Source organism: Rhizobium sp. 01L410, assembly GCF_056400165.1.
This window is the reverse complement of sequence record NZ_JBFTST010000020.1, coordinates 34,915-51,170: the sequence shown is the minus strand read 5'-3', so window position 1 is coordinate 51,170 and position 16,256 is coordinate 34,915. Positions and strand designations below refer to the sequence as shown.

General features: G+C 63.1%; 19 protein-coding genes and 1 pseudogene. 15 read left to right on the top strand and 5 right to left on the bottom strand.

What is annotated here, in order from left to right; translation table 11 throughout:
* Nucleotides 1–97, top strand: a pseudogene (locus tag AC1DV9_RS28550) (IS110 family transposase); the annotation flags it as partial.
* Between the two features lie 191 nt (nt 98–288).
* On the opposite strand, the gene AC1DV9_RS28545 reads toward AC1DV9_RS28550, so the two are convergent.
* Nucleotides 289–1,185, bottom strand: coding sequence for an AraC family transcriptional regulator (locus tag AC1DV9_RS28545; RefSeq protein ID WP_477951189.1), 897 nt, complete (start codon nt 1,183–1,185; stop codon nt 289–291).
* Nucleotides 1,186–1,283: 98 nt separating this feature from the next.
* Here AC1DV9_RS28545 and AC1DV9_RS28540 point away from each other — a divergent pair, with 98 nt between their 5' ends.
* From AC1DV9_RS28540 to AC1DV9_RS28510, 7 genes are all read left to right on the top strand, one after another.
* The gene (locus tag AC1DV9_RS28540) at nt 1,284–2,036 is read left to right on the top strand and encodes an SDR family oxidoreductase (RefSeq protein ID WP_477951187.1); all 753 of its coding nucleotides are present in this window, start codon (nt 1,284–1,286) and stop codon (nt 2,034–2,036) included.
* Nucleotides 2,037–2,104: 68 nt separating this feature from the next.
* Nucleotides 2,105–2,773 carry a LysE family translocator gene (locus tag AC1DV9_RS28535; protein WP_477951185.1) on the top strand — a complete coding sequence of 223 codons (669 nt, stop codon included), beginning with the start codon at nt 2,105–2,107 and terminating at the stop codon, nt 2,771–2,773.
* Between the two features lie 138 nt (nt 2,774–2,911).
* Complete coding sequence (locus AC1DV9_RS28530) at nt 2,912–3,352, top strand: helix-turn-helix domain-containing protein (protein WP_442207989.1); 441 nt, start codon at nt 2,912–2,914, stop codon at nt 3,350–3,352.
* Nucleotides 3,345–4,163, top strand: coding sequence for a DUF6456 domain-containing protein (locus AC1DV9_RS28525; protein WP_477951183.1), 819 nt, complete (start codon nt 3,345–3,347; stop codon nt 4,161–4,163). The genes AC1DV9_RS28530 and AC1DV9_RS28525 overlap by 8 nt, the downstream gene beginning before the upstream one ends.
* A gap of 347 nt (nt 4,164–4,510) precedes the next feature.
* Complete coding sequence (locus AC1DV9_RS28520) at nt 4,511–5,287, top strand: siderophore-interacting protein (RefSeq protein WP_477951196.1); 777 nt, start codon at nt 4,511–4,513, stop codon at nt 5,285–5,287.
* Between the two features lie 149 nt (nt 5,288–5,436).
* Nucleotides 5,437–5,664, top strand: a complete 228-nt coding sequence (locus AC1DV9_RS28515) for a DUF4160 domain-containing protein (protein WP_477951181.1) — start codon at nt 5,437–5,439, stop codon at nt 5,662–5,664.
* Complete coding sequence (locus AC1DV9_RS28510; RefSeq protein WP_477951179.1) at nt 5,657–6,067, top strand: DUF2442 domain-containing protein; 411 nt, start codon at nt 5,657–5,659, stop codon at nt 6,065–6,067. Before AC1DV9_RS28515 ends, AC1DV9_RS28510 begins: the two co-directional genes overlap by 8 nt.
* Before the next feature lie 33 nt (nt 6,068–6,100).
* On the opposite strand, the gene AC1DV9_RS28505 is transcribed toward AC1DV9_RS28510, so the two are convergent.
* On the bottom strand, nt 6,101–6,958 hold the full coding sequence (locus AC1DV9_RS28505; RefSeq protein ID WP_477951178.1) for a LysR substrate-binding domain-containing protein: 858 nt from the start codon (nt 6,956–6,958) through the stop codon (nt 6,101–6,103).
* Between the two features lie 89 nt (nt 6,959–7,047).
* Here AC1DV9_RS28505 and AC1DV9_RS28500 point away from each other — a divergent pair, with 89 nt between their 5' ends.
* Nucleotides 7,048–7,749, top strand: a complete 702-nt coding sequence (locus AC1DV9_RS28500; RefSeq protein ID WP_477951176.1) for a haloacid dehalogenase type II — start codon at nt 7,048–7,050, stop codon at nt 7,747–7,749.
* A 20-nt stretch (nt 7,750–7,769) separates the two neighbouring features.
* Nucleotides 7,770–8,561, top strand: a complete 792-nt coding sequence (locus tag AC1DV9_RS28495; RefSeq protein WP_477951174.1) for an aldolase — start codon at nt 7,770–7,772, stop codon at nt 8,559–8,561.
* Nucleotides 8,562–8,595: 34 nt separating this feature from the next.
* On the opposite strand, the gene AC1DV9_RS28490 is transcribed toward AC1DV9_RS28495, so the two are convergent.
* Nucleotides 8,596–8,898 carry a Fic family protein gene (locus AC1DV9_RS28490; protein WP_477951172.1) on the bottom strand — a complete coding sequence of 101 codons (303 nt, stop codon included), beginning with the start codon at nt 8,896–8,898 and terminating at the stop codon, nt 8,596–8,598.
* On the opposite strand from AC1DV9_RS28490, the gene AC1DV9_RS28485 reads away from it, so the two are divergent.
* The 3 genes from AC1DV9_RS28485 to AC1DV9_RS28475 all read left to right on the top strand — a co-directional run bounded on the left by AC1DV9_RS28485 (nt 8,861) and on the right by AC1DV9_RS28475 (nt 10,833).
* The gene (locus AC1DV9_RS28485) at nt 8,861–9,760 is read left to right on the top strand and encodes a GGDEF domain-containing protein (RefSeq protein WP_477951170.1); all 900 of its coding nucleotides are present in this window, start codon (nt 8,861–8,863) and stop codon (nt 9,758–9,760) included. The two genes, AC1DV9_RS28490 and AC1DV9_RS28485, sit on opposite strands and share 38 nt — an antisense overlap.
* A gap of 161 nt (nt 9,761–9,921) precedes the next feature.
* The gene (locus AC1DV9_RS28480) at nt 9,922–10,296 is read left to right on the top strand and encodes a VOC family protein (protein ID WP_477951169.1); all 375 of its coding nucleotides are present in this window, start codon (nt 9,922–9,924) and stop codon (nt 10,294–10,296) included.
* Nucleotides 10,297–10,641: 345 nt separating this feature from the next.
* Nucleotides 10,642–10,833 (top strand): hypothetical protein, encoded by a 192-nt coding sequence (locus AC1DV9_RS28475; protein WP_477951167.1) that lies wholly within the window; start codon nt 10,642–10,644, stop codon nt 10,831–10,833.
* A gap of 453 nt (nt 10,834–11,286) precedes the next feature.
* Here the strand turns inward: AC1DV9_RS28475 and AC1DV9_RS28470 are convergent, their stop codons facing one another.
* Nucleotides 11,287–12,195: a DUF1003 domain-containing protein gene (locus tag AC1DV9_RS28470; RefSeq protein ID WP_310297626.1), complete on the bottom strand. Its 909-nt coding sequence runs from the start codon at nt 12,193–12,195 to the stop codon at nt 11,287–11,289.
* A gap of 217 nt (nt 12,196–12,412) precedes the next feature.
* Here AC1DV9_RS28470 and AC1DV9_RS28465 point away from each other — a divergent pair, with 217 nt between their 5' ends.
* Nucleotides 12,413–14,101, top strand: coding sequence for a sensor domain-containing diguanylate cyclase (locus AC1DV9_RS28465; RefSeq protein ID WP_477951166.1), 1,689 nt, complete (start codon nt 12,413–12,415; stop codon nt 14,099–14,101).
* A gap of 354 nt (nt 14,102–14,455) precedes the next feature.
* Here the strand turns inward: AC1DV9_RS28465 and AC1DV9_RS28460 are convergent, their stop codons facing one another.
* Nucleotides 14,456–15,184 carry an SDR family oxidoreductase gene (locus AC1DV9_RS28460; RefSeq protein ID WP_477951164.1) on the bottom strand — a complete coding sequence of 243 codons (729 nt, stop codon included), beginning with the start codon at nt 15,182–15,184 and terminating at the stop codon, nt 14,456–14,458.
* Between the two features lie 165 nt (nt 15,185–15,349).
* Between AC1DV9_RS28460 and AC1DV9_RS28455 the strand changes: the two genes are divergently transcribed.
* Entirely contained in the window at nt 15,350–16,243 is an 894-nt protein-coding gene (locus AC1DV9_RS28455) for an AraC family transcriptional regulator (protein WP_477951162.1), read from the top strand.
* Nucleotides 16,244–16,256: the final 13 nt, after the last annotated feature.

The window sequence follows — 16,256 nt, the reverse complement described above, 5'->3', positions numbered from 1 at the left end:
CAAGCCGAAGATCGTCGCCCTCGTCGCAACCATGCGAAAGCTCCTCACCATCCTCAACGCTATCATCCGGGACGCAAAACCATGGCAAAGCGCTTGACGCCAAAGACAGTCGCTCTCCCCTCGGGGAGAAGGGGAGGGGCGCGGCAGCCTCTGTGCGGGTTTCAGCGAACAGCGACGGCAGATGGGAACGTCCCTTCTCCCCTCGGGGAGAAGGTGGCCCGATAGGGCCGGATGAGGGGGCCACACACTCCAAACCTTGCGATCAGGTCAAGCGCCCCCACTCCCACATCACCCACCCCGCGCATACCGCGCCGGCGGCACCCCCGCATGGCGGGCGAAGGCCACGCTGAATGTGCTCGCGGACCCATAGCCGACGCGCTCGGCCACCTCATCCATGGTGAGCTCCCGCCGCCGCAGCAGCTGCTTGGCGAGCGCCATGCGCCAGGCGAGCAGATATTCCATCGGCGCCAGACCGACGACGCGGCTGAAGCGGGCGAAGAAGGCGGAGCGGGAGAGGGCGGCTTCGGCGGCGAGATCGGCCACCGTCCAAGGATGGGCGGGGCACGCATGCAGGGCATGCAGGCTTGCCGCCAGGCGCTCGTCGGCAAGGCCGCGGCTGAGCCCGGGTGCGGCGGTGGTCTCGGTCCCGGATCGCAGGGCCTCGATCAGCAGCACTTCGAGCAGCCGCTCCAGCACCAGTTCCCGGGCCGGGCGCCGCGCCCGCGTCTCCTCGCCAAGGAGCTGCATCAGCGTCGCCAGCCGCGGCTCGCCGCGCACGATCACCACCTCGGGGAGCAGCGGCACCAGCAGGGCAGCATCCGGCGCGCCGAAGCTGCAATGGCCGATCCGCATTCGCAGATCGGGAGGGCCATCGAGGCGCCCAGCGCGAAAACGGCCGTCGGTGAGCTGCGCCGGGATTGTATTCGGCAAACCGGCGGAAGCCTCGAGGCTCTCGTTGACGAGATCGCGCATCGCAGGCACCAGCACGAAATCCCCGGCTTCCAGGATGAACGGCTGATCGTCGCCGAATGTGACGCGGCACGCGCCGTCCAGGACGGCGCAATAGAACGGCTCGCCGGTGGCCTCGCGACGAATACGCCATTGGCCGGCGCATTCCACCAGCTTCGAGAAGCGCGCTGCGGGCTGCAGCAAGGTGACGATGTCGGCAAGCGGATCGATGCTCATGATCAGGACTAACGCTAAAGAAATGGAGACTTCAGCCTATATCAAGTCCTGTCGCCGGTCACTACCATCGCGGCATTCCTTTTCACATGGAGAAGCACATGCCCACGATATTGATCACCGGTTGCTCGTCCGGCTTCGGCCTGGAGACCGCCAGACTGTTTCTGGAACGCGGCTGGGAGGTGATCGCAACGATGCGCACACCCGCTGCCAGCCTGCTTCAGCCATCCGATCGCCTGCGCGTCCTGCCGCTCGACGTCACCGATCCCGCAAGCATCGCGGAAGCGGTGAAGAGCGCAGGTCCCATAGACGTGCTGGTCAACAATGCCGGTTTCGGCGCGCCGGCGCCGATCGAACTGACCGACTCCGAGACGGCGCAGTCGCTGTTCCAGACCAACGTGATCGGCACGCTGGCGATGATCCAGGCGGTGCTGCCGCAGATGCGTCAACGGCGGGCCGGCGTCATCATCAACGTCACCTCGACTGTGACGGTCAAGGTAATGCCCGTCATCGGCGTCTACCGGGCGAGCAAGGCGGCGGTGAATGCGCTCAGCGAATCCCTGGCGGTGGAAATGGAGCCGTTCGGCGTGCGGGTGCATATCGTCCTGCCGGGCCGCTCGCCGGAGACCCGCTTCGGCCAGAACGCCCGGCCGCATCTGCGCGGCGCCGATGACCCGGATTATGCGCCGCTGATCCAGCAATTCGTCAAAAGCGTTCAGGACGATAAAGGACCGATCACCCACGCGCCCGATGTCGCCGAAGCCGTCTGGCGCGCCGCCACCGATCCCGCAGCACCGCTGCGCATCCCTGGAGGCGCCGACGCCGAGTTCTGGATGGCCGAAGCGGGGTTGTAACGGCAACCTATCTTCCGCTACCTCTTGTTTTCAATTGGTAGCTTTCCTCCCTCCGCGATCTCAAAGCCATGCCCGACGCCTCGATCTTCCTGACCTTTCTCATCGCCCTTGCAGTCCTCGAAATCACGCCGGGGCCGGACATGATGCTGGTCATTGCCCGCGGCGTCGGCCAGGGGCGGAGGACCGCGCTGCTGACGGTCGTCGGCATGGTCTTTGTCGCCGGGGCCGTGCAGGTCGGCCTGCTGGTCCTCGGCCTGGCGTCGCTGGTGGCCGCCTATCCGTCTGCGCTGCATGTCCTCCAGTGGCTGGGCGCGGCCTATCTGATCTATCTCGGGATCAGGATGGTGTGGTCAAGCTTTGCGCATCAATCCGCAGCAAGGCTGAAATCCCGGCCGGTGTCGGGATGGAAGGCCGTGCGCGAGGGAACACTGAACAGCCTGACCAACCCGAAGTCCCTGCTGTTCATGTTCACCTTCCTGCCGCTCTTCGTCGATCCCCATGCCGGGCCGGTCTGGCTGCAGCTGCTGGTTCTGGGATCGATCCAGAAACTGGTCGGCATCTTTTCGCTCGGCGGTGTGGCACTGGCATCGGGAACCGTCGGCCACTTTCTTCACCGCTTTCCGAAACTGCTCGCCTGGCAGGAGCGGTTCACCGGCATCGTCCTCATCGGCCTCGGCATCCGGCTTCTCGTCTCCGGCAGCCCATCTCCCGCGCCGGCGGCGGCACGATCGATATAGGAAAATAATCCACACTCAATTTCAGCAGGTTAAGCGCCGTTAAAGCCGAAGGCACGAAAAAGTTGCGGCACGGCTCTTTCGTTTCGCGCATTCCTCTCTTATGGTATGTGAATTAATTCCTATTTCCGGGAGTTTCACATGCCGCACACTCAAATCCCTTTGCCGCGCAATCGCCTCGAAACAGCTCTCCGCCCGATCATCGACGACGAGCCGCCGGCTCCACCGCCCGAGCCGCGTCCGCCATCGGTGTCGCTGCCGGTGCGCATCGTCTGCCGCATCGCCCAGAAGATCACCGCCGAGATGGTGATGATCGCGGGCAGCCGCATGCTGGAGCGGCGGGATCGCCGCCGCATGCTCTGCCATGTCCGGCAGATTTCCATGTATGCCTGCCACACCGCGCTGCAATTCTCGCAGCAGGAGATTGCCGGCGGCTTCGGGCGCCATCGCACCACCGTCGCCCATGCCTGCATGATCGTCGAGCAGCGCCGCGACGACCCGGCTTTCGACGACTTCGTCTCCGCCATCGAGCGCACCGTCGTCTCCGTCTTCCGCTTTCCGGAAGGAGCAGCCCATGACTGAGAAGCCCGCCAACAGCGACAGGCAGATGCTGAAAATGCTGCGGTTTCTGGCGAAAGGCGAAGTGCGGCTGGAGCGCTTCGGCGCAGAGACCATCGCCCTCCATCACGGCAGCGCCCGTCACGAGGTCCCGTCCGGCCTGCTTTCCGAAGCCGTCTCCCGCGGCCTTGCCACGATGGCGCGCGACAGCGCCAGCCTGGCGCCGGCAGCGCGCGCCTATCTTCGCCGGGCGCTGGCCGAACGCGACGAGGCCTTCATCGAGCAGCATGGCGATATCGCCCGCGCAACCCGCGACATCGATGGTAGGCCCGAGACGCTCAGGGTCAACGAAGCGGAATCACCGCTTGCCTCGCTCGCCCGCCTGAAGGACAGGAACGGCGAGCCCTTCCTGCCGCGCGAAGCGCTTGCCGCCGGCGAACACCTGCATGCCGATTTCACCCGCGCCCAGCTGCAGCCGCGCGTCACCGCCTCCTGGCAGCCGCGGCTTTCCGGCCGCAGCAAGGGCGAGCGCGGCGGCATGGCCGATCTCGCCGCCAGCGCGATAGCCGCCCGCATCGCCGTCAACCGCGCCATTGAGGCGATCGGGCCGGAACTGTCAGGCGCCGCCCTCGATATCTGCTGCTTCATGAAGGGTCTGGAAACCGTGGAGCGCGAACGCCAATGGCCGGTGCGCTCCGCCAAGCTGATGCTGCGCACCGCCCTCCTGGCACTCGCCCGCCACTACAACCCGCCGCGGCGAGCCGCGCGGATGCAGCATTGGGGCGAGGAGGGGTACAGGCCGGAGATGGAGACCATCTGCCGCCAGAACTCGTAGCAGCAAAGCGAGGGCGGAAAGGGCGCTTTCAGGGTGTCCCGAACATCGGGAATTCTTGCGGTCGTCCTCTTTTCCGGCGGACCTCGACATCCTACATGTCGGATGACACCACCGCCCGGACTACCCGTCTTGCAAAAGTTAAATCTTAGTAACATCGGATATTCGCTCCGCCGTCCGTCTTGCGGCGAGGGGCTCTGTCGGTTAAAGCCGGTTCGTCAATGTCCGGGCGCTTGCCCGGTCACGTAAGCGTTAACGTCACTCAACGCGTATGATCGAACGGCTCTGCGGCTTCGATCTGCGCGACCATGTCCTGCGGATCGAGCTCTATGAGCCCCAAGAAGGACAAGATGGATAACAACACTAACTCTGCAAACAACGCCAATGCCGCGCCCGAAATCGAGCGGGTCAGGCATGAATTGCGCCGCCGTTCGCTGATCGCCGAGAGCGTCACCGATATTACGCCCGGCATGCGCCGCGTCGTGCTGACAGGCGAAGACCTCGCCGATTTCGTCAGCCTGGCGCCCGACGACCATATCAAGGTCATCGTAGCGGGTGAGCACGGCGAGGAAGAACGCCGCGATTACACCCCGCGCCGCTATGACAATGCCGCCCGCAGCCTGACGATCGATTTCGCCCTCCATGAAGCCGGTCCGGTCACCCAATGGGCGATCGATGCGAAGCCCGGCACCACGCTCGAAATCGGCGGCCCGCGCGGCTCGGCGGTCATCTCGAACAAGGTGAAGCGCTGGCTGCTGGTCGGCGATGAAACCGCGCTGCCGGCGATCGGCCGCCGCATCGAGGAAAGCGGCGAGGACACTGCCATCACCGTGCTCGGCGCCGTCGCCGGGCCGGAAGAGCAACAGGTCTTCGAAACGAAGGCGGCGCTTTCCACCCGCTGGGTCCACCGCCCGCTGTCTGACGCCACTGATGCGGCGCCACTGATCGCGGCGCTCAGCGGCATCGACATCGCCCCGCAGACGCTCGTCTGGGTCGCCGCCGAAGCCTCCGTCGTCCGCGCCATCCGCGCCTATCTGACCGAAGAGCGCGGCTACCCGCTCGCCTGGATCAAGGCCTCGGGCTACTGGGTAAAGGGCAAGGCCGATACGACCGAGAAGTTTGGCTGATATCAGCAAACGCAAAGGGGCGGGCTGACGCTCCAGCCGCCTATTCAAATGTGGAATCGATCTGTGATTGGTTCCACATTTCGTTCAAACGCTCTCAGTCGAACGGCCAAGGCTCTTGAAAAACCCAAGTTGTTAGGTTAATTTGGCGCATGGTCACCATCCTCCGTGAAGCAGGCATGCGATTTGTCATTTACACGGATGACCACGAACCGGCGCACACCCATGTCTACGGAGATGGGGAAGCTCGCATCAATATCCTCGATCTCACCGTGATATCGAACCGCGGAATGAAGAAGCGGGATCTGAGCGTCGCCCTTGCCATTGTTCAGGCGAACAAGCGCCTGTTCATCGAAAAATGGGAGAGCATCCATGGGTGAAACTGTCTTCGAAGATAGTCACTACCGCGAAGCGACCGTGAAGGGGGAGGCCGAACGCGCCTTGAGGCCAATCCCGGCATCCGTCCGTTTCGATGAGGCGTCTGGCCGCATCGTCGTGGATTTCACCAACGGTGCTGCGTTCATGGTGCCTGCCCGGTCAATACAGGGCCTTGAGGATGCGACCGTCGGGCAGTTGTCTGATGTCGAGCTTCTCGGCGAGACCGGCCTGCATTGGGAAAGCCTGGACGTGGATTTTACCATCGCCGGGTTGATGAACGGCATATTCGGCACGGCGAAGTTCATGGATGCGCAGCGCCGCGGCGGCCAATCCCGTTCAAAGGCGAAGGTAGAGGCAAGCCGTGCCAACGGCGCCAAGGGCGGACGCCCCCGGAAGAACGGCTAGGCGTTTGCAACCGGCGCGAAGTCCAGCAGGGCATCAAGGCGCCAGACTATCCGTCAGAAACTCGCCGAGGAATTTCGCCTCCGCCGAAAGCCGCGTCCGTCCCTTGACCAGCGCCAGTTCCGAATTCGGCTGCGGCTCGAAGCCGTCCGTGGCCGAGAGCGGCCTGTGTTCCGGCAGCACTGCATCCGATGGCAGCAGACTGATGCCGAGGCCGGAGGCGACGGCGGCCTGCACGCCCATCAGCCCCTGGCTGGTATAGGCGATCCGCCAGCGCCGTCCGCTACGCTCGATGGCGCGGATTGCCCGGTCGCGATAGATGCAGCCGACGGGAAAGACCGCCAGCGGCACCGGGTCGCTCCCGGCGCTTCGCTGCCCGCCTTCCACCCAGATCAGCTCCTCGCTCCAGCTCGCCAAAGCGGCGCCATCGCCGGGCTCGCGCTTGATCAGCGCCAGGTCGATCTCGCCGGCATCGAGCAGCCGCTTGAGTTCCGTGCTCCAGCCGCTCACCGTATCCAGCCTGATATGCGGCGACGCCGCCGAGAAGCCGGAGAGCAGATCGATCAGCCGCCGCCCGGCAAAATCCTCGGGAACGCCGAGACGAACGGTCTTCGGCGCCGCCGGTTTGCGCATCGCCTCGGATGCCTCGTCGGCGGTCGAAAGCAGCCGCCTGGCATAGCTCAGCAGCAGCTCGCCCGCCTCCGTCGTCTGCACCCCGCCCGTCGATTTGTCGCGCAACAGCAGCGTGTGGCCGAGATTGGCCTCCAGCTTCTTCACCTGCTGGCTGACGGTTGATTGCGTCAGGTGCACCCGCTCGGCCGCCTTGGTGAAGCCGCCGCAATCGATAACGGCTGCAAAGGTTCTGAGAAGATCGAGGTCGAATCCGTATCTCATTCGATTTTTCACTGAGAGAAATTTCTATATTTAATTTCTCAATGACCGCGCGCTTTGTCAATCTGGCCGCATCAACGGAGATGACGCAGATGACGCTTCCAGGCACCCGGCCGAGCTGGCTGACATTCGATTGCTACGGAACCCTGATCCAGTGGGATGAGGGGCTGCTGGCGGCGATGGATCGCATCCTCTCCGCCAAGGGCGGCGATATCGACCAGAAGGCCTTCATCGCCACCTATGACCGCCATGAGCACGCGCTGGAGGAAGAGCGCCCGCACCGCTCGTTTAAGCACGTGAGCGCCCTGGCGCTGGAAAAGGCGATGGGCGAATTCGGCCTCGGCTTTACATCTGACGATGCCGAGATCCTGACCTCCTCGATCGGCAGGATGCCGCCATTTCCCGAAGTCGTCGAAACGCTCGGTCAGCTGAAATCAGCCGGTTTCCGCCTCGCCATCATCTCCAACACCGATGATGCGATCATCGCGGGCAACGTCGCTCAGCTCGGCGGCCATGTCGACCGCGTCATCACCGCCGAACAAGCCGGCGCCTACAAGCCATCGCCGCAAATCTTCCGTCACGCCTGGAAAGAGTTGGGCATCGGCATCAATGATCTGTTGCATATCTGCGCCAGCCCGCATCTCGACCTTGCCGCCGCCCGCGAACTCGGCTTTCGTACGGTCTGGGTCGATCGCGGCACGGGGCGCAAGCCGCTGGCCGATTACGCCGCCAACGCGGTGGTTCCAACGCTCGACAAGGTGCCCGGCGTGCTCGCTGCCGCCGGCTGGATCTAACGGATATTGCGGAGGTAGACATGGCGCACGAACTCAATCTCTCGAAGGGCGCACCGGCCGTCCTGCGCAACATCCCGCTCGATAGCGAGGAGATCTGGAAGGGCCGCGCCGATCTCGCCGCCTGCCTCAGGATGGCGGCAAAACTCGGCCTGGAGGAGGGGATCTGCAACCATTTCTCGGCCATCGTCCCCGGCCATCCCGATCTCTTCCTCGTCAACCGCCTCGGCTGGGCTTTCCAGGAAGCCACCGCTTCGTCGCTGCTGATCTGCGATTTCGAGGGCAATGTGGTCGCTGGCGACGGCGTGCCCGAGGCAACCGCCTTCTTCATCCACGCCCGCCTGCACAAGATGTCGCCCCGCGTCGGTGCGGCCTTCCACACCCATATGCCGAATGCCACCGCACTCAGCATGGTCGAAGGCGAGCCGCTGATCTTCGCCGGCCAGACCGCCCTGAAATTCTACGGCCGCGTCGCCGTCGACGAGAATTACAACGGCCTGGCGCTCGACGAACGCGAAGGCGACCGCATCGCCGCCGTCCTCGGCGGCAACGACATCCTGTTCATGAAAAACCACGGCGTCATGGTCTGCGCCCCCAATATCGCCGAGGCCTGGGACGATCTCTACTACCTCGAACGCGCCGCCGAAGTGCAGCTCAAAGCCATGAGCACCGGCCGCCGCCTGCTGCCGGTCGCGCCCGAGGTGGCGGCGGCTGCGGCACGGCAGATGCGCGAGGGCGACCCGGAGAGCGCTCGGATGCATCTGGAGAGTGTGCGGCGGGTGCTGGATCGCGAGGGGTCGGGCTATCGGGACTGAGGGGGTTGGGGCAGTTATGGGGCGGCAAATGAGGTTAAGCTTCTTCTGGCTTTTCCGCGCCACCCGGCGGGGCGACTTGTATATCCAGAAGCTCTGACAAAAGCGCATGAAGCGGGGTCAGATCCATGTTCGGCAAAGACGCGTCAACAGCTTGCAATGCGGCAACGTAACGATCTCGGTTTTCCGTAAGAAGTTCCGGTAAGATCTTTTCGCCAGGCAGCAATGCTCCAAGCTTTAGGCAGAGAACGAAATAACACGCAGCGCGGGCGGTGCGCCCGTTACCATTGATGAACGGATGAATGTGGTTAAGTCGCCAAAGAACAAAGCTCGCGAGCACAACCGGGTCTGACGCTTCCCAGTTCCGGCTCACCCGCAGCGGCCGCTATGCTGCGATCTTCGGCGGCAAGGATCTCCGGCATTATCACGATGGCAGCGGCCTTGTCGGGCTCACCATGTATGACGTGCTGAAAGAGGAAAAGGCCCGCTGGTTTGCCGCCGAGATCGAGCGGGCGCTTGCAAGCGGCGCGCTGCATATCGTCGAATACGAACTCAGCGGCGCCGATGTGAAGGGTGCCGGCGATGGCCCCGGCCATTCGATCTGGTTCGAGGGCCGCGTCCAGGCGCTGCCCTTTCAGGTGGAGGGCGAGGATGCCGTCGTCTGGGTGGCGAGCAATATCACCGGCAAGAACGAGGTGCAGCAGCAGCTGCGCCAGCTCAGCGAAACCGACGCGCTGACCGGGCTCTACAACCGGCGCAAGCTGATCGAGACGCTCGATCAGCGGCTGACGGTCTTCGAGCGCGAGAAATCCCAGACCTCGGTGCTGGTCTTCGACCTCGACAATTTCAAGAGGCTCAACGACGAGATGGGCCACCACGCCGGCGACACGGCGCTGATCGAGATCGCCCGCCTCTGCCGCCAGCATCTGCGCCAGGACGACATGATCGCCCGCTTCGGCGGCGACGAATTCGTGGTGGTGATGCCCGGCACCCGCCAGACCGACGCGCTGGAGATCGCCGAGCGGCTGCGCGAACGCGTTCCCGCCACCCTCCGGGAGAGCCTGTGCTACGAATCGACGATCAGCGGCGGCGTGGCCGAATTCGGCCTGCCGGACCGCTCGGCCAGCGATATATTGAAGCGCGCCGATGAGGGGTTGTATCTGTCGAAGCGCTCGGGGCGGAACAGGGTTTCGGCGTTGTAGGCGGTGGCGGCCGCCTCCTCCCGAGACGCGGCGCGCACTCGGCGGCATGCAGCATTTGACGCGGCAATTCGAGAACGATTCCGGCCTTGATCCCGCTTTCCGGCTGGCCCATGTCTGCTGTTGGTTTAACCTGGAACGGCCCAGCTTATTGGAGATGAAGCATGTTCACCCACATCATGATCGGCAGCAACGACCTGGAGCGGTCCAGACGCTTCTATGACGCCACCTTCGCGGCCTTGGGCGGCAAGCCCGGCGAGATGGATGCGCGGGGACGGCTGATCTATGCCCATGAGGGCGGCCGGCTGATGATCACCACACCGATCGACGGCAAGCCGGCGACCGCGGCCAATGGCGGGACGATCGGTATCATCGCCGCGAGCCGGGACCACGTTCTGGCATGGCATGCCGCCGGCAGCACGCATGGCGGCGCGGCGATCGAGACCCCGCCCTCGGAGCGCCCGAACGGGGCGTTCGTGGCGTATCTGCGCGATCCGGATGGGAACAAGCTGACGGCGCGGACGCAGGCGGTAAGGTGACGGTTGGCGTGGGGTTTCAGTGCCGGGGCTTTCCGGGTCGCCCTCCCGTCGCGCGCTTTAGCCCCGAAGCAAGGCGGCGGGCTGCACGGAATGTTGCGTACAGCCTCACTCCAGCCAGAATGATTAAATAGAAATTAACCCATCATTTACCGCGAATGGTTAACGTGTTGACAAGGCTGGGGAAAGTTTCAATGGGCGCTTACGCCTAGGTAAGCATTCGGAACTTTCAGGCTCGTCCCGTAGTTGACTATGTCCAACCTTCGACTTAGGTTATCGTCAATAAAAAGACGAAGGTTGTTGAGAATCATACGCTTATGATGCGGCAACAACATGAGGAGCAAGGCTATGACAGACCTTAAAACCGACGAAGCTCTTCTCAAAAATCTGCGTGCAGCAGCCACCCGCAAGCTTACGGCAGAAGAGCTTTACAAGCAACGCGTGTCGTTTATCATGGGCTCGCTTTCAGACTCGAGCACCGTTACACGCGCACAGGTCACGAAGGCGCTGGCAGATATCGAAGGTCGGAAGAGCGCATAAGTGATCCTGTTTGAACTGACGGGTACGGAAAATAATCTAGTCTACCAAAAGCTGGCGATTGCGAATGGCAATCGCCAATATGACTTTCTCAAGTCGATAGTCGAATCATCACTTGAGATTGGACGGCCGTTTCTGTCTCAGCACGTCATCAAGGCGCTGAATTTTCAAGCCATAACTTGCTTGCACACGAACGCTGGCGAGTACCGTCCATGCCCAGTCCATGTAGGAGTGTATCAGCCGCCTGATCATTATCGCGTCGGCGCGCTGATGGACGATTTCGTTAATATGGTGAACGACGTCAATTGCTGCTGCGTAAACACCCTGTCACCTCTCAGATGACGCGCGGGGAGGGCGCCTGTCATCTGCCTGTCAGTCTTTCGTCTGCCCAATCTGGCACAGCCGCATTGCATTTTTCTAAATGGGCGCCTGCGAGAGCTGACCGGGTATTTGTTATCAGCCGTCCGCCTCATCCGCCTTCGGCGATGCGCTGAACAGGTTCTTCAGCGCGTTGGTCTTTGTCTTCTGCACCCTGCTCATCTTCAGCGCCCGGTTGGCGGCCTTGGCCTGTTCCAGCATCATCTCGATCTGGATCTGCTGGATCTCGGTCAGCCGCTCCCATTGCCGGTTCAGGAGGTGATCGACCTTTTCGTGCAGGTGGCGGATTTCGAGTTCGGCCTTGAGATTGACCTTGTAGTCGTTGAGCGCCCGCAGCCGGTCCTTCGATTCCTGGCGGCGCTGGCTCATCATGATGATCGGCGCCTGCAGCGCGGCGATGGTCGAGAGGATGAGGTTGAGGAGAATGAAGGGATAGGCGTCGAAGGCCCGCTGCTCGCCCATCAGGAAGTTGATGCCCATCCAGACGGCAAGGAAGAAGCAGAAGGAAATGATGAAGGTCCAGCTGCCGCCGAAGGTGGCGACGACATCGGCGACGCGATCGCCGATCGAGCGGCGCTCCTCGTAGTCTTCTTCGATGTTTTCGGCCAGCGTGTCGTGGCTCCGCAGGCTCTCCACCACCTCGTCCTCGAGATTGGAAAGCTCGCCGCGCTCGTCGCGCAGGAGCTCGGCGATATACTGGCCGCGATAGTCGTCCACGACCTTGCGGTTGATATAGTCGTCCGAGCGCAGGCCCGGATGCTTCTGCCGCATGAAATCGGCCAGAGACGGGCGCAGGTCATCGAAGTGGATGGCGTCCTTCTTCTTCAGAGCAGCGCCGGTGATCGCATCGACCAGGCGCACGGACTTCGCCTTGGCCTGGGCCAGGCTGTCGCTGTAATCCTTCATCTCGACAGTGGCGGCCTCGCCGTGCCCGGCATCGAAATCCACGATCCCGCCTGCGAAATCCAGGGGCTTTTCTTCTGCCATCCGACGATCCTCTGTGCCGATTTCCTGCGCCTCTAAACATCAAATCGAACAGGATTGTGACATTGTTCTGCGATCCCGGCGAGGCCATTTGCCGCTGCCAGGATGGCTGCCGGAGCGGGCCGATGGCGGGGACTGGCCATGCGCGATTAACGGCATCAAAAGCTTTTTGCCGTATCGGAACGTCATGATCTCGAGTGGACTTCGAAACATATTTTCGGTGGCCGCTCTGCTCCTGGTGATGCTGCTGCCCGTTGGCGCCGCATCGGCCGGCGAAGCGGAGTCCCTAGGGATTCGCAGTTCCTGCCAGGCCTACGCCACGCTTTCGGAAGACTTGGCCACCATTGTCAGGAAAGAGGCGCGCTGGTCCTGCGGCACCAAAGAATACTCCCTCGATGCCGAGCGCGTGCTGCTGCGCTTCGACATTGCCCCCGGCGAGACGTTGCCCCGTTATTTCCTCTCCAGGCGCAGCGCGCTCGAGGCTGTGCATCTGCTTGCTATCAACAGCGATGGCGCGATCAGGGAAAACACCATTGCCGCCGCCGCGCTGCAGAGTTCGATGGCCGGCGGCTATTTCAAGGCGCCCCTGCCTGAGCTGACTGGAGAGACCAGGCAGGTCGTCGCGGTCATCGACCTGCCGAGCCACAAGATGACGCTGGAGCGCGCCTATCTCGCCCCGGCGGATGGCGCCGGTGGCGTCAGTGACATGCGCTTCGCGCTGATCCTCGCCGGGCTTGCCGGCATGCTCGTCATGCCGCTGATCTTCAACGCCGCCTTCTACCGGGCGCTGCGCGAAACCTTCGTTCTCTGGCATACAGCGCTCACGTTCTCGCTGCTGGCGACCATTCTCGTCACATCGGGGCTATCGGTCCTGCTGTTCGATCCGCCGGCGATGACGCTGAGCTGGATGACGACGGTGATCTTCGGCATGACGGTCGCATCCGGCGCGATGTTCACTCACAGCTTCGTCGAGCCCGGCCGGATGCATCCGTGGCTGCGCCGCGCGCTGCCCTGGTGCGCCGCCTGGGCGATCCTCCTCAGCGTCTTTCACGCGGTCTTCCCCTTCGTCGCCCGCCCCATCCAGTCGAGCGCCTACACGGCGGCTTTTGCCCCCGTCCTTGCTCTCTTCATGCTGTCGATGATCGATGCCTGGCGCCGCGGCAGCCGCGCCGCGCGCTACCAGGCGATCGGCTACCTGCCGATGGTTGTGGTTGGCTTGATCCGGCTGGTGACCGGCATCGTTCCCTGGCTGCCGAGCACCGATGCGACACTGCTCTTCTATGCCGGCTGCGTCTGTGAGGTCGTCTTCACCACGCTCGGCGTGGCCGAGCGCTTCGTCACCATGAAGCGTGAGCGTGACCGCGCCCGCAACGAAGCCGAATTGCTGGAACGTCTATCCGAAACTGACGCGTTGACGGGCTTGCTGAACCGAAGGGCGATCGAGCTGCGTTTCGAGCAGCTTCGCGCCGAAGGCTTCACGACGCTCGCCATCATCGACCTCGATCATTTCAAGGCGATCAACGACGTCAACGGCCACAGCACCGGCGACGAGGTGCTGAAGGCCGTCGCCAATGCCCTCCAGCCCGGCCCAAGCGTCCGCGCCTACCGCCTCGGCGGCGAGGAATTCGTGCTGCTGCTGCGCGGCGAGGACGCCGGGACCCAGGCCGAACTCCGCCGCCAGGCCATCCCCGCCATCGTCGCCCACACGGTCGCCGGCCTCGAACGGCCGGTGACCGCCAGCATGGGTATGGCCGATCTCCTCAGCGACGAGGATTTCGCGGCCCTCTATGAACGGGCCGACAAGCTGCTCTATGAAGCCAAGAGCGCCGGGAGGAACCGGACGCGGAGTGCGGTGAGGATGGTTGAGGTGGTGCAGGGGTATGCGGATGAGCGGGCGATGAGTGCGTGAGGGGCGGGCTGCGCCTGTCAGGTAGCCCGCCTAACCGTTGCCTTAAACGTAGCCGTTATCGGCCATCGCGTTCACATCATAGGCACAGTAACGATCAGAACGACTGCCAGTCCCGCGAGCAGGACTGATGTTTCGATCATGAAGATGGCGATCTGCCGGCTGGACATTTCAGGAAAAAGGGATTTCATCATTTGCTCCTATTAAAAATATTATTCTAACGGAACCACCGTATCACCAAAGATAATCGAAAAGTTTTTTATTTTCGAATTTGCTAAAATTTTCTTAATGGCTGGTCGCGGCCCGGGTTGCCCGGGGCCGCTCTCCAGCTTGTGAGGGCGTCACAGCGCCCGCGGATCACCAGGGCAGCACGCCATTGTGGTTGAAGTAACCCGCCGTCGGTCCGTCTTCGCCAAGCGTCGCCAGCTTCACCGCCACTTCGGCTGCTTCTTCCACCGTCCGGTAGCCGCTATTGCCGTTCATCTCGGTCGCCGTATAACCGGGGTCGGCGGCGTTGATCTTGATGCCGAAGGGTTCGGCGGCCTTGGCAAAAGAGACGGTGGCGGCGTTGAGAGCCGATTTCGAGCTGTTGTAGCCGAGCGCGTTGACGGCGTAGAACTCGTTGTCGGGGTCGAGCAGCGACTGGATCGAGCCGAGCTCGCTGCTCATCATCACGATCCGTCCCGCACCCGACGCCTTCAGCAGCGGCAGGAAGGCCTGTGTCACACGGATCGGCCCGAAGACGTTCACCTCGTAGACGCTCTTGGTGATGCCGATCGGCTCCTCAAGCGGCGAGATGCCGAAACCGTCGGCGATCCCGGCATTGTTGACGAGGGCATCGAGCGTGCCGGTCTGTCCCGCAAGCGCCTTTGCGGCGGCCGCCACGCTGCTATCATCGGTGACGTCGAGCTCGAGCCAGTGCGCGTCGAACCCTTCAGCTTTCAGCCGGGCAGCGGTCGCTTCGCCACGGCTCTGGTCGCGGGCACCCAGCCAGACGCGATAGCCTTCCGATGCCAGCCGCCGGGCAATTTCGAAGCCGATGCCCTTGTTGGCGCCGGTAACAACTGCAGTCTTGATCCTGGTCATGTCTCACTCCGTTTGTGGAGCCTTAGACATCGTGCCGATCACGATCGCAGCGTGAGCCGCAAAATCCCGGCTTCTTGCCTAATCCTCCTGACCTGCTGTCCGCAAAGCGCCGCTCTCTTGTCTTGCGTTCGGCGGCCATGCCACCATATGTCCATGATGGAAGCGATGGATGAATTGCGCGATCGGGCGCTGAGACATGCTCAGGGGCAGCGCACGCAAACCGCTGTCCCGCGGGTGACGATCACCAAGGATGCGGCGCTGACGGGCATGACACCCGGCATCTATGAGCCGATGCTCTGCCTCGTTCTGCAGGGCGCGAAATGTGCGCTGATCGGCGACAGGCGGCTGCATTACGATCGTGCCAGCTATTTCGTCGCCAGCATCGAGGTTCCCGGCGCCTGCCAGATCGTCGAGGCACGCCCCGATACACCCTATCTCGCCGTCGCCCTGACGCTCGATATCCCTGTTGTCGCCGAAATCATCATGGACATGCCGGGCCTGCCGCCTATGGCCGATGGCCCGGGTTTCGGCATCAGCCCCGTGACGCCCGATCTTGCCGATGCCTGGCTGCGGCTGATCAAGCTGCTCGACACGCCCTCGGATATCGCGATCATGGCGCCGATGCTGGAGCGCGAGATCATCTACCGCGTGCTGCTCGGCCCGCATGGACCGATGCTGCGCCAGCTGGCCCGCAGCGACAGCCGTCTCGGCCAGATCCGCCGCGCCATCAGCCATATCCGCGACAATTTCGATCAGCCCATCACCATCGAAACGCTCGCCTGCATCGCCGGCATGAGCCCGTCGGTGTTCCACAAGCATTTCAAGGATGTGACGGCGATGAGCCCGATCCAGTATCAGAAGAAGCTGCGGCTGCACGAGGCCCGCCGCCGCCTGCTGGCCGACCCTGGCGACACGGCACGCGTGGCCTTTTCGGTGGGCTATGAAAGCGCCACCCAGTTCAGCCGCGAATATGCCCGCCAGTTCGGCGCTCCGCCCGCCCGCGATGCCGGAAGGCTCAGGGAGCGCGGGACGCATCTGCGCCAATTGATCGACGGCTGAAGAAGTGCAGCGA

Excerpts from the sequence above, each read along its gene's own strand:
- AC1DV9_RS28530 (WP_442207989.1), top strand. The coding sequence starts at position 2,912 with ATGCCGCACACTCAAATCCCTTTGCCGCGCAATCGCCTCGAAACAGCT.
- AC1DV9_RS28480 (WP_477951169.1), top strand. The coding sequence starts at position 9,922 with ATGTTCACCCACATCATGATCGGCAGCAACGACCTGGAGCGGTCCAGA.
- AC1DV9_RS28455 (WP_477951162.1), top strand. The coding sequence starts at position 15,350 with ATGGATGAATTGCGCGATCGGGCGCTGAGACATGCTCAGGGGCAGCGC.
- AC1DV9_RS28495 (WP_477951174.1), top strand. The coding sequence starts at position 7,770 with ATGGCGCACGAACTCAATCTCTCGAAGGGCGCACCGGCCGTCCTGCGC.
- AC1DV9_RS28500 (WP_477951176.1), top strand. The coding sequence starts at position 7,048 with ATGACGCTTCCAGGCACCCGGCCGAGCTGGCTGACATTCGATTGCTAC.
- AC1DV9_RS28460 (WP_477951164.1), bottom strand. The coding sequence starts at position 15,184 with ATGACCAGGATCAAGACTGCAGTTGTTACCGGCGCCAACAAGGGCATC.
- AC1DV9_RS28545 (WP_477951189.1), bottom strand. The coding sequence starts at position 1,185 with ATGAGCATCGATCCGCTTGCCGACATCGTCACCTTGCTGCAGCCCGCA.
- AC1DV9_RS28470 (WP_310297626.1), bottom strand. The coding sequence starts at position 12,195 with ATGGCAGAAGAAAAGCCCCTGGATTTCGCAGGCGGGATCGTGGATTTC.
- AC1DV9_RS28475 (WP_477951167.1), top strand. The coding sequence starts at position 10,642 with ATGACAGACCTTAAAACCGACGAAGCTCTTCTCAAAAATCTGCGTGCA.
- AC1DV9_RS28515 (WP_477951181.1), top strand. The coding sequence starts at position 5,437 with ATGGTCACCATCCTCCGTGAAGCAGGCATGCGATTTGTCATTTACACG.
- AC1DV9_RS28540 (WP_477951187.1), top strand. The coding sequence starts at position 1,284 with ATGCCCACGATATTGATCACCGGTTGCTCGTCCGGCTTCGGCCTGGAG.
- AC1DV9_RS28520 (WP_477951196.1), top strand. The coding sequence starts at position 4,511 with ATGGATAACAACACTAACTCTGCAAACAACGCCAATGCCGCGCCCGAA.
- AC1DV9_RS28510 (WP_477951179.1), top strand. The coding sequence starts at position 5,657 with ATGGGTGAAACTGTCTTCGAAGATAGTCACTACCGCGAAGCGACCGTG.
- AC1DV9_RS28535 (WP_477951185.1), top strand. The coding sequence starts at position 2,105 with ATGCCCGACGCCTCGATCTTCCTGACCTTTCTCATCGCCCTTGCAGTC.
- AC1DV9_RS28485 (WP_477951170.1), top strand. The coding sequence starts at position 8,861 with ATGTGGTTAAGTCGCCAAAGAACAAAGCTCGCGAGCACAACCGGGTCT.
- AC1DV9_RS28525 (WP_477951183.1), top strand. The coding sequence starts at position 3,345 with ATGACTGAGAAGCCCGCCAACAGCGACAGGCAGATGCTGAAAATGCTG.
- AC1DV9_RS28505 (WP_477951178.1), bottom strand. The coding sequence starts at position 6,958 with ATGAGATACGGATTCGACCTCGATCTTCTCAGAACCTTTGCAGCCGTT.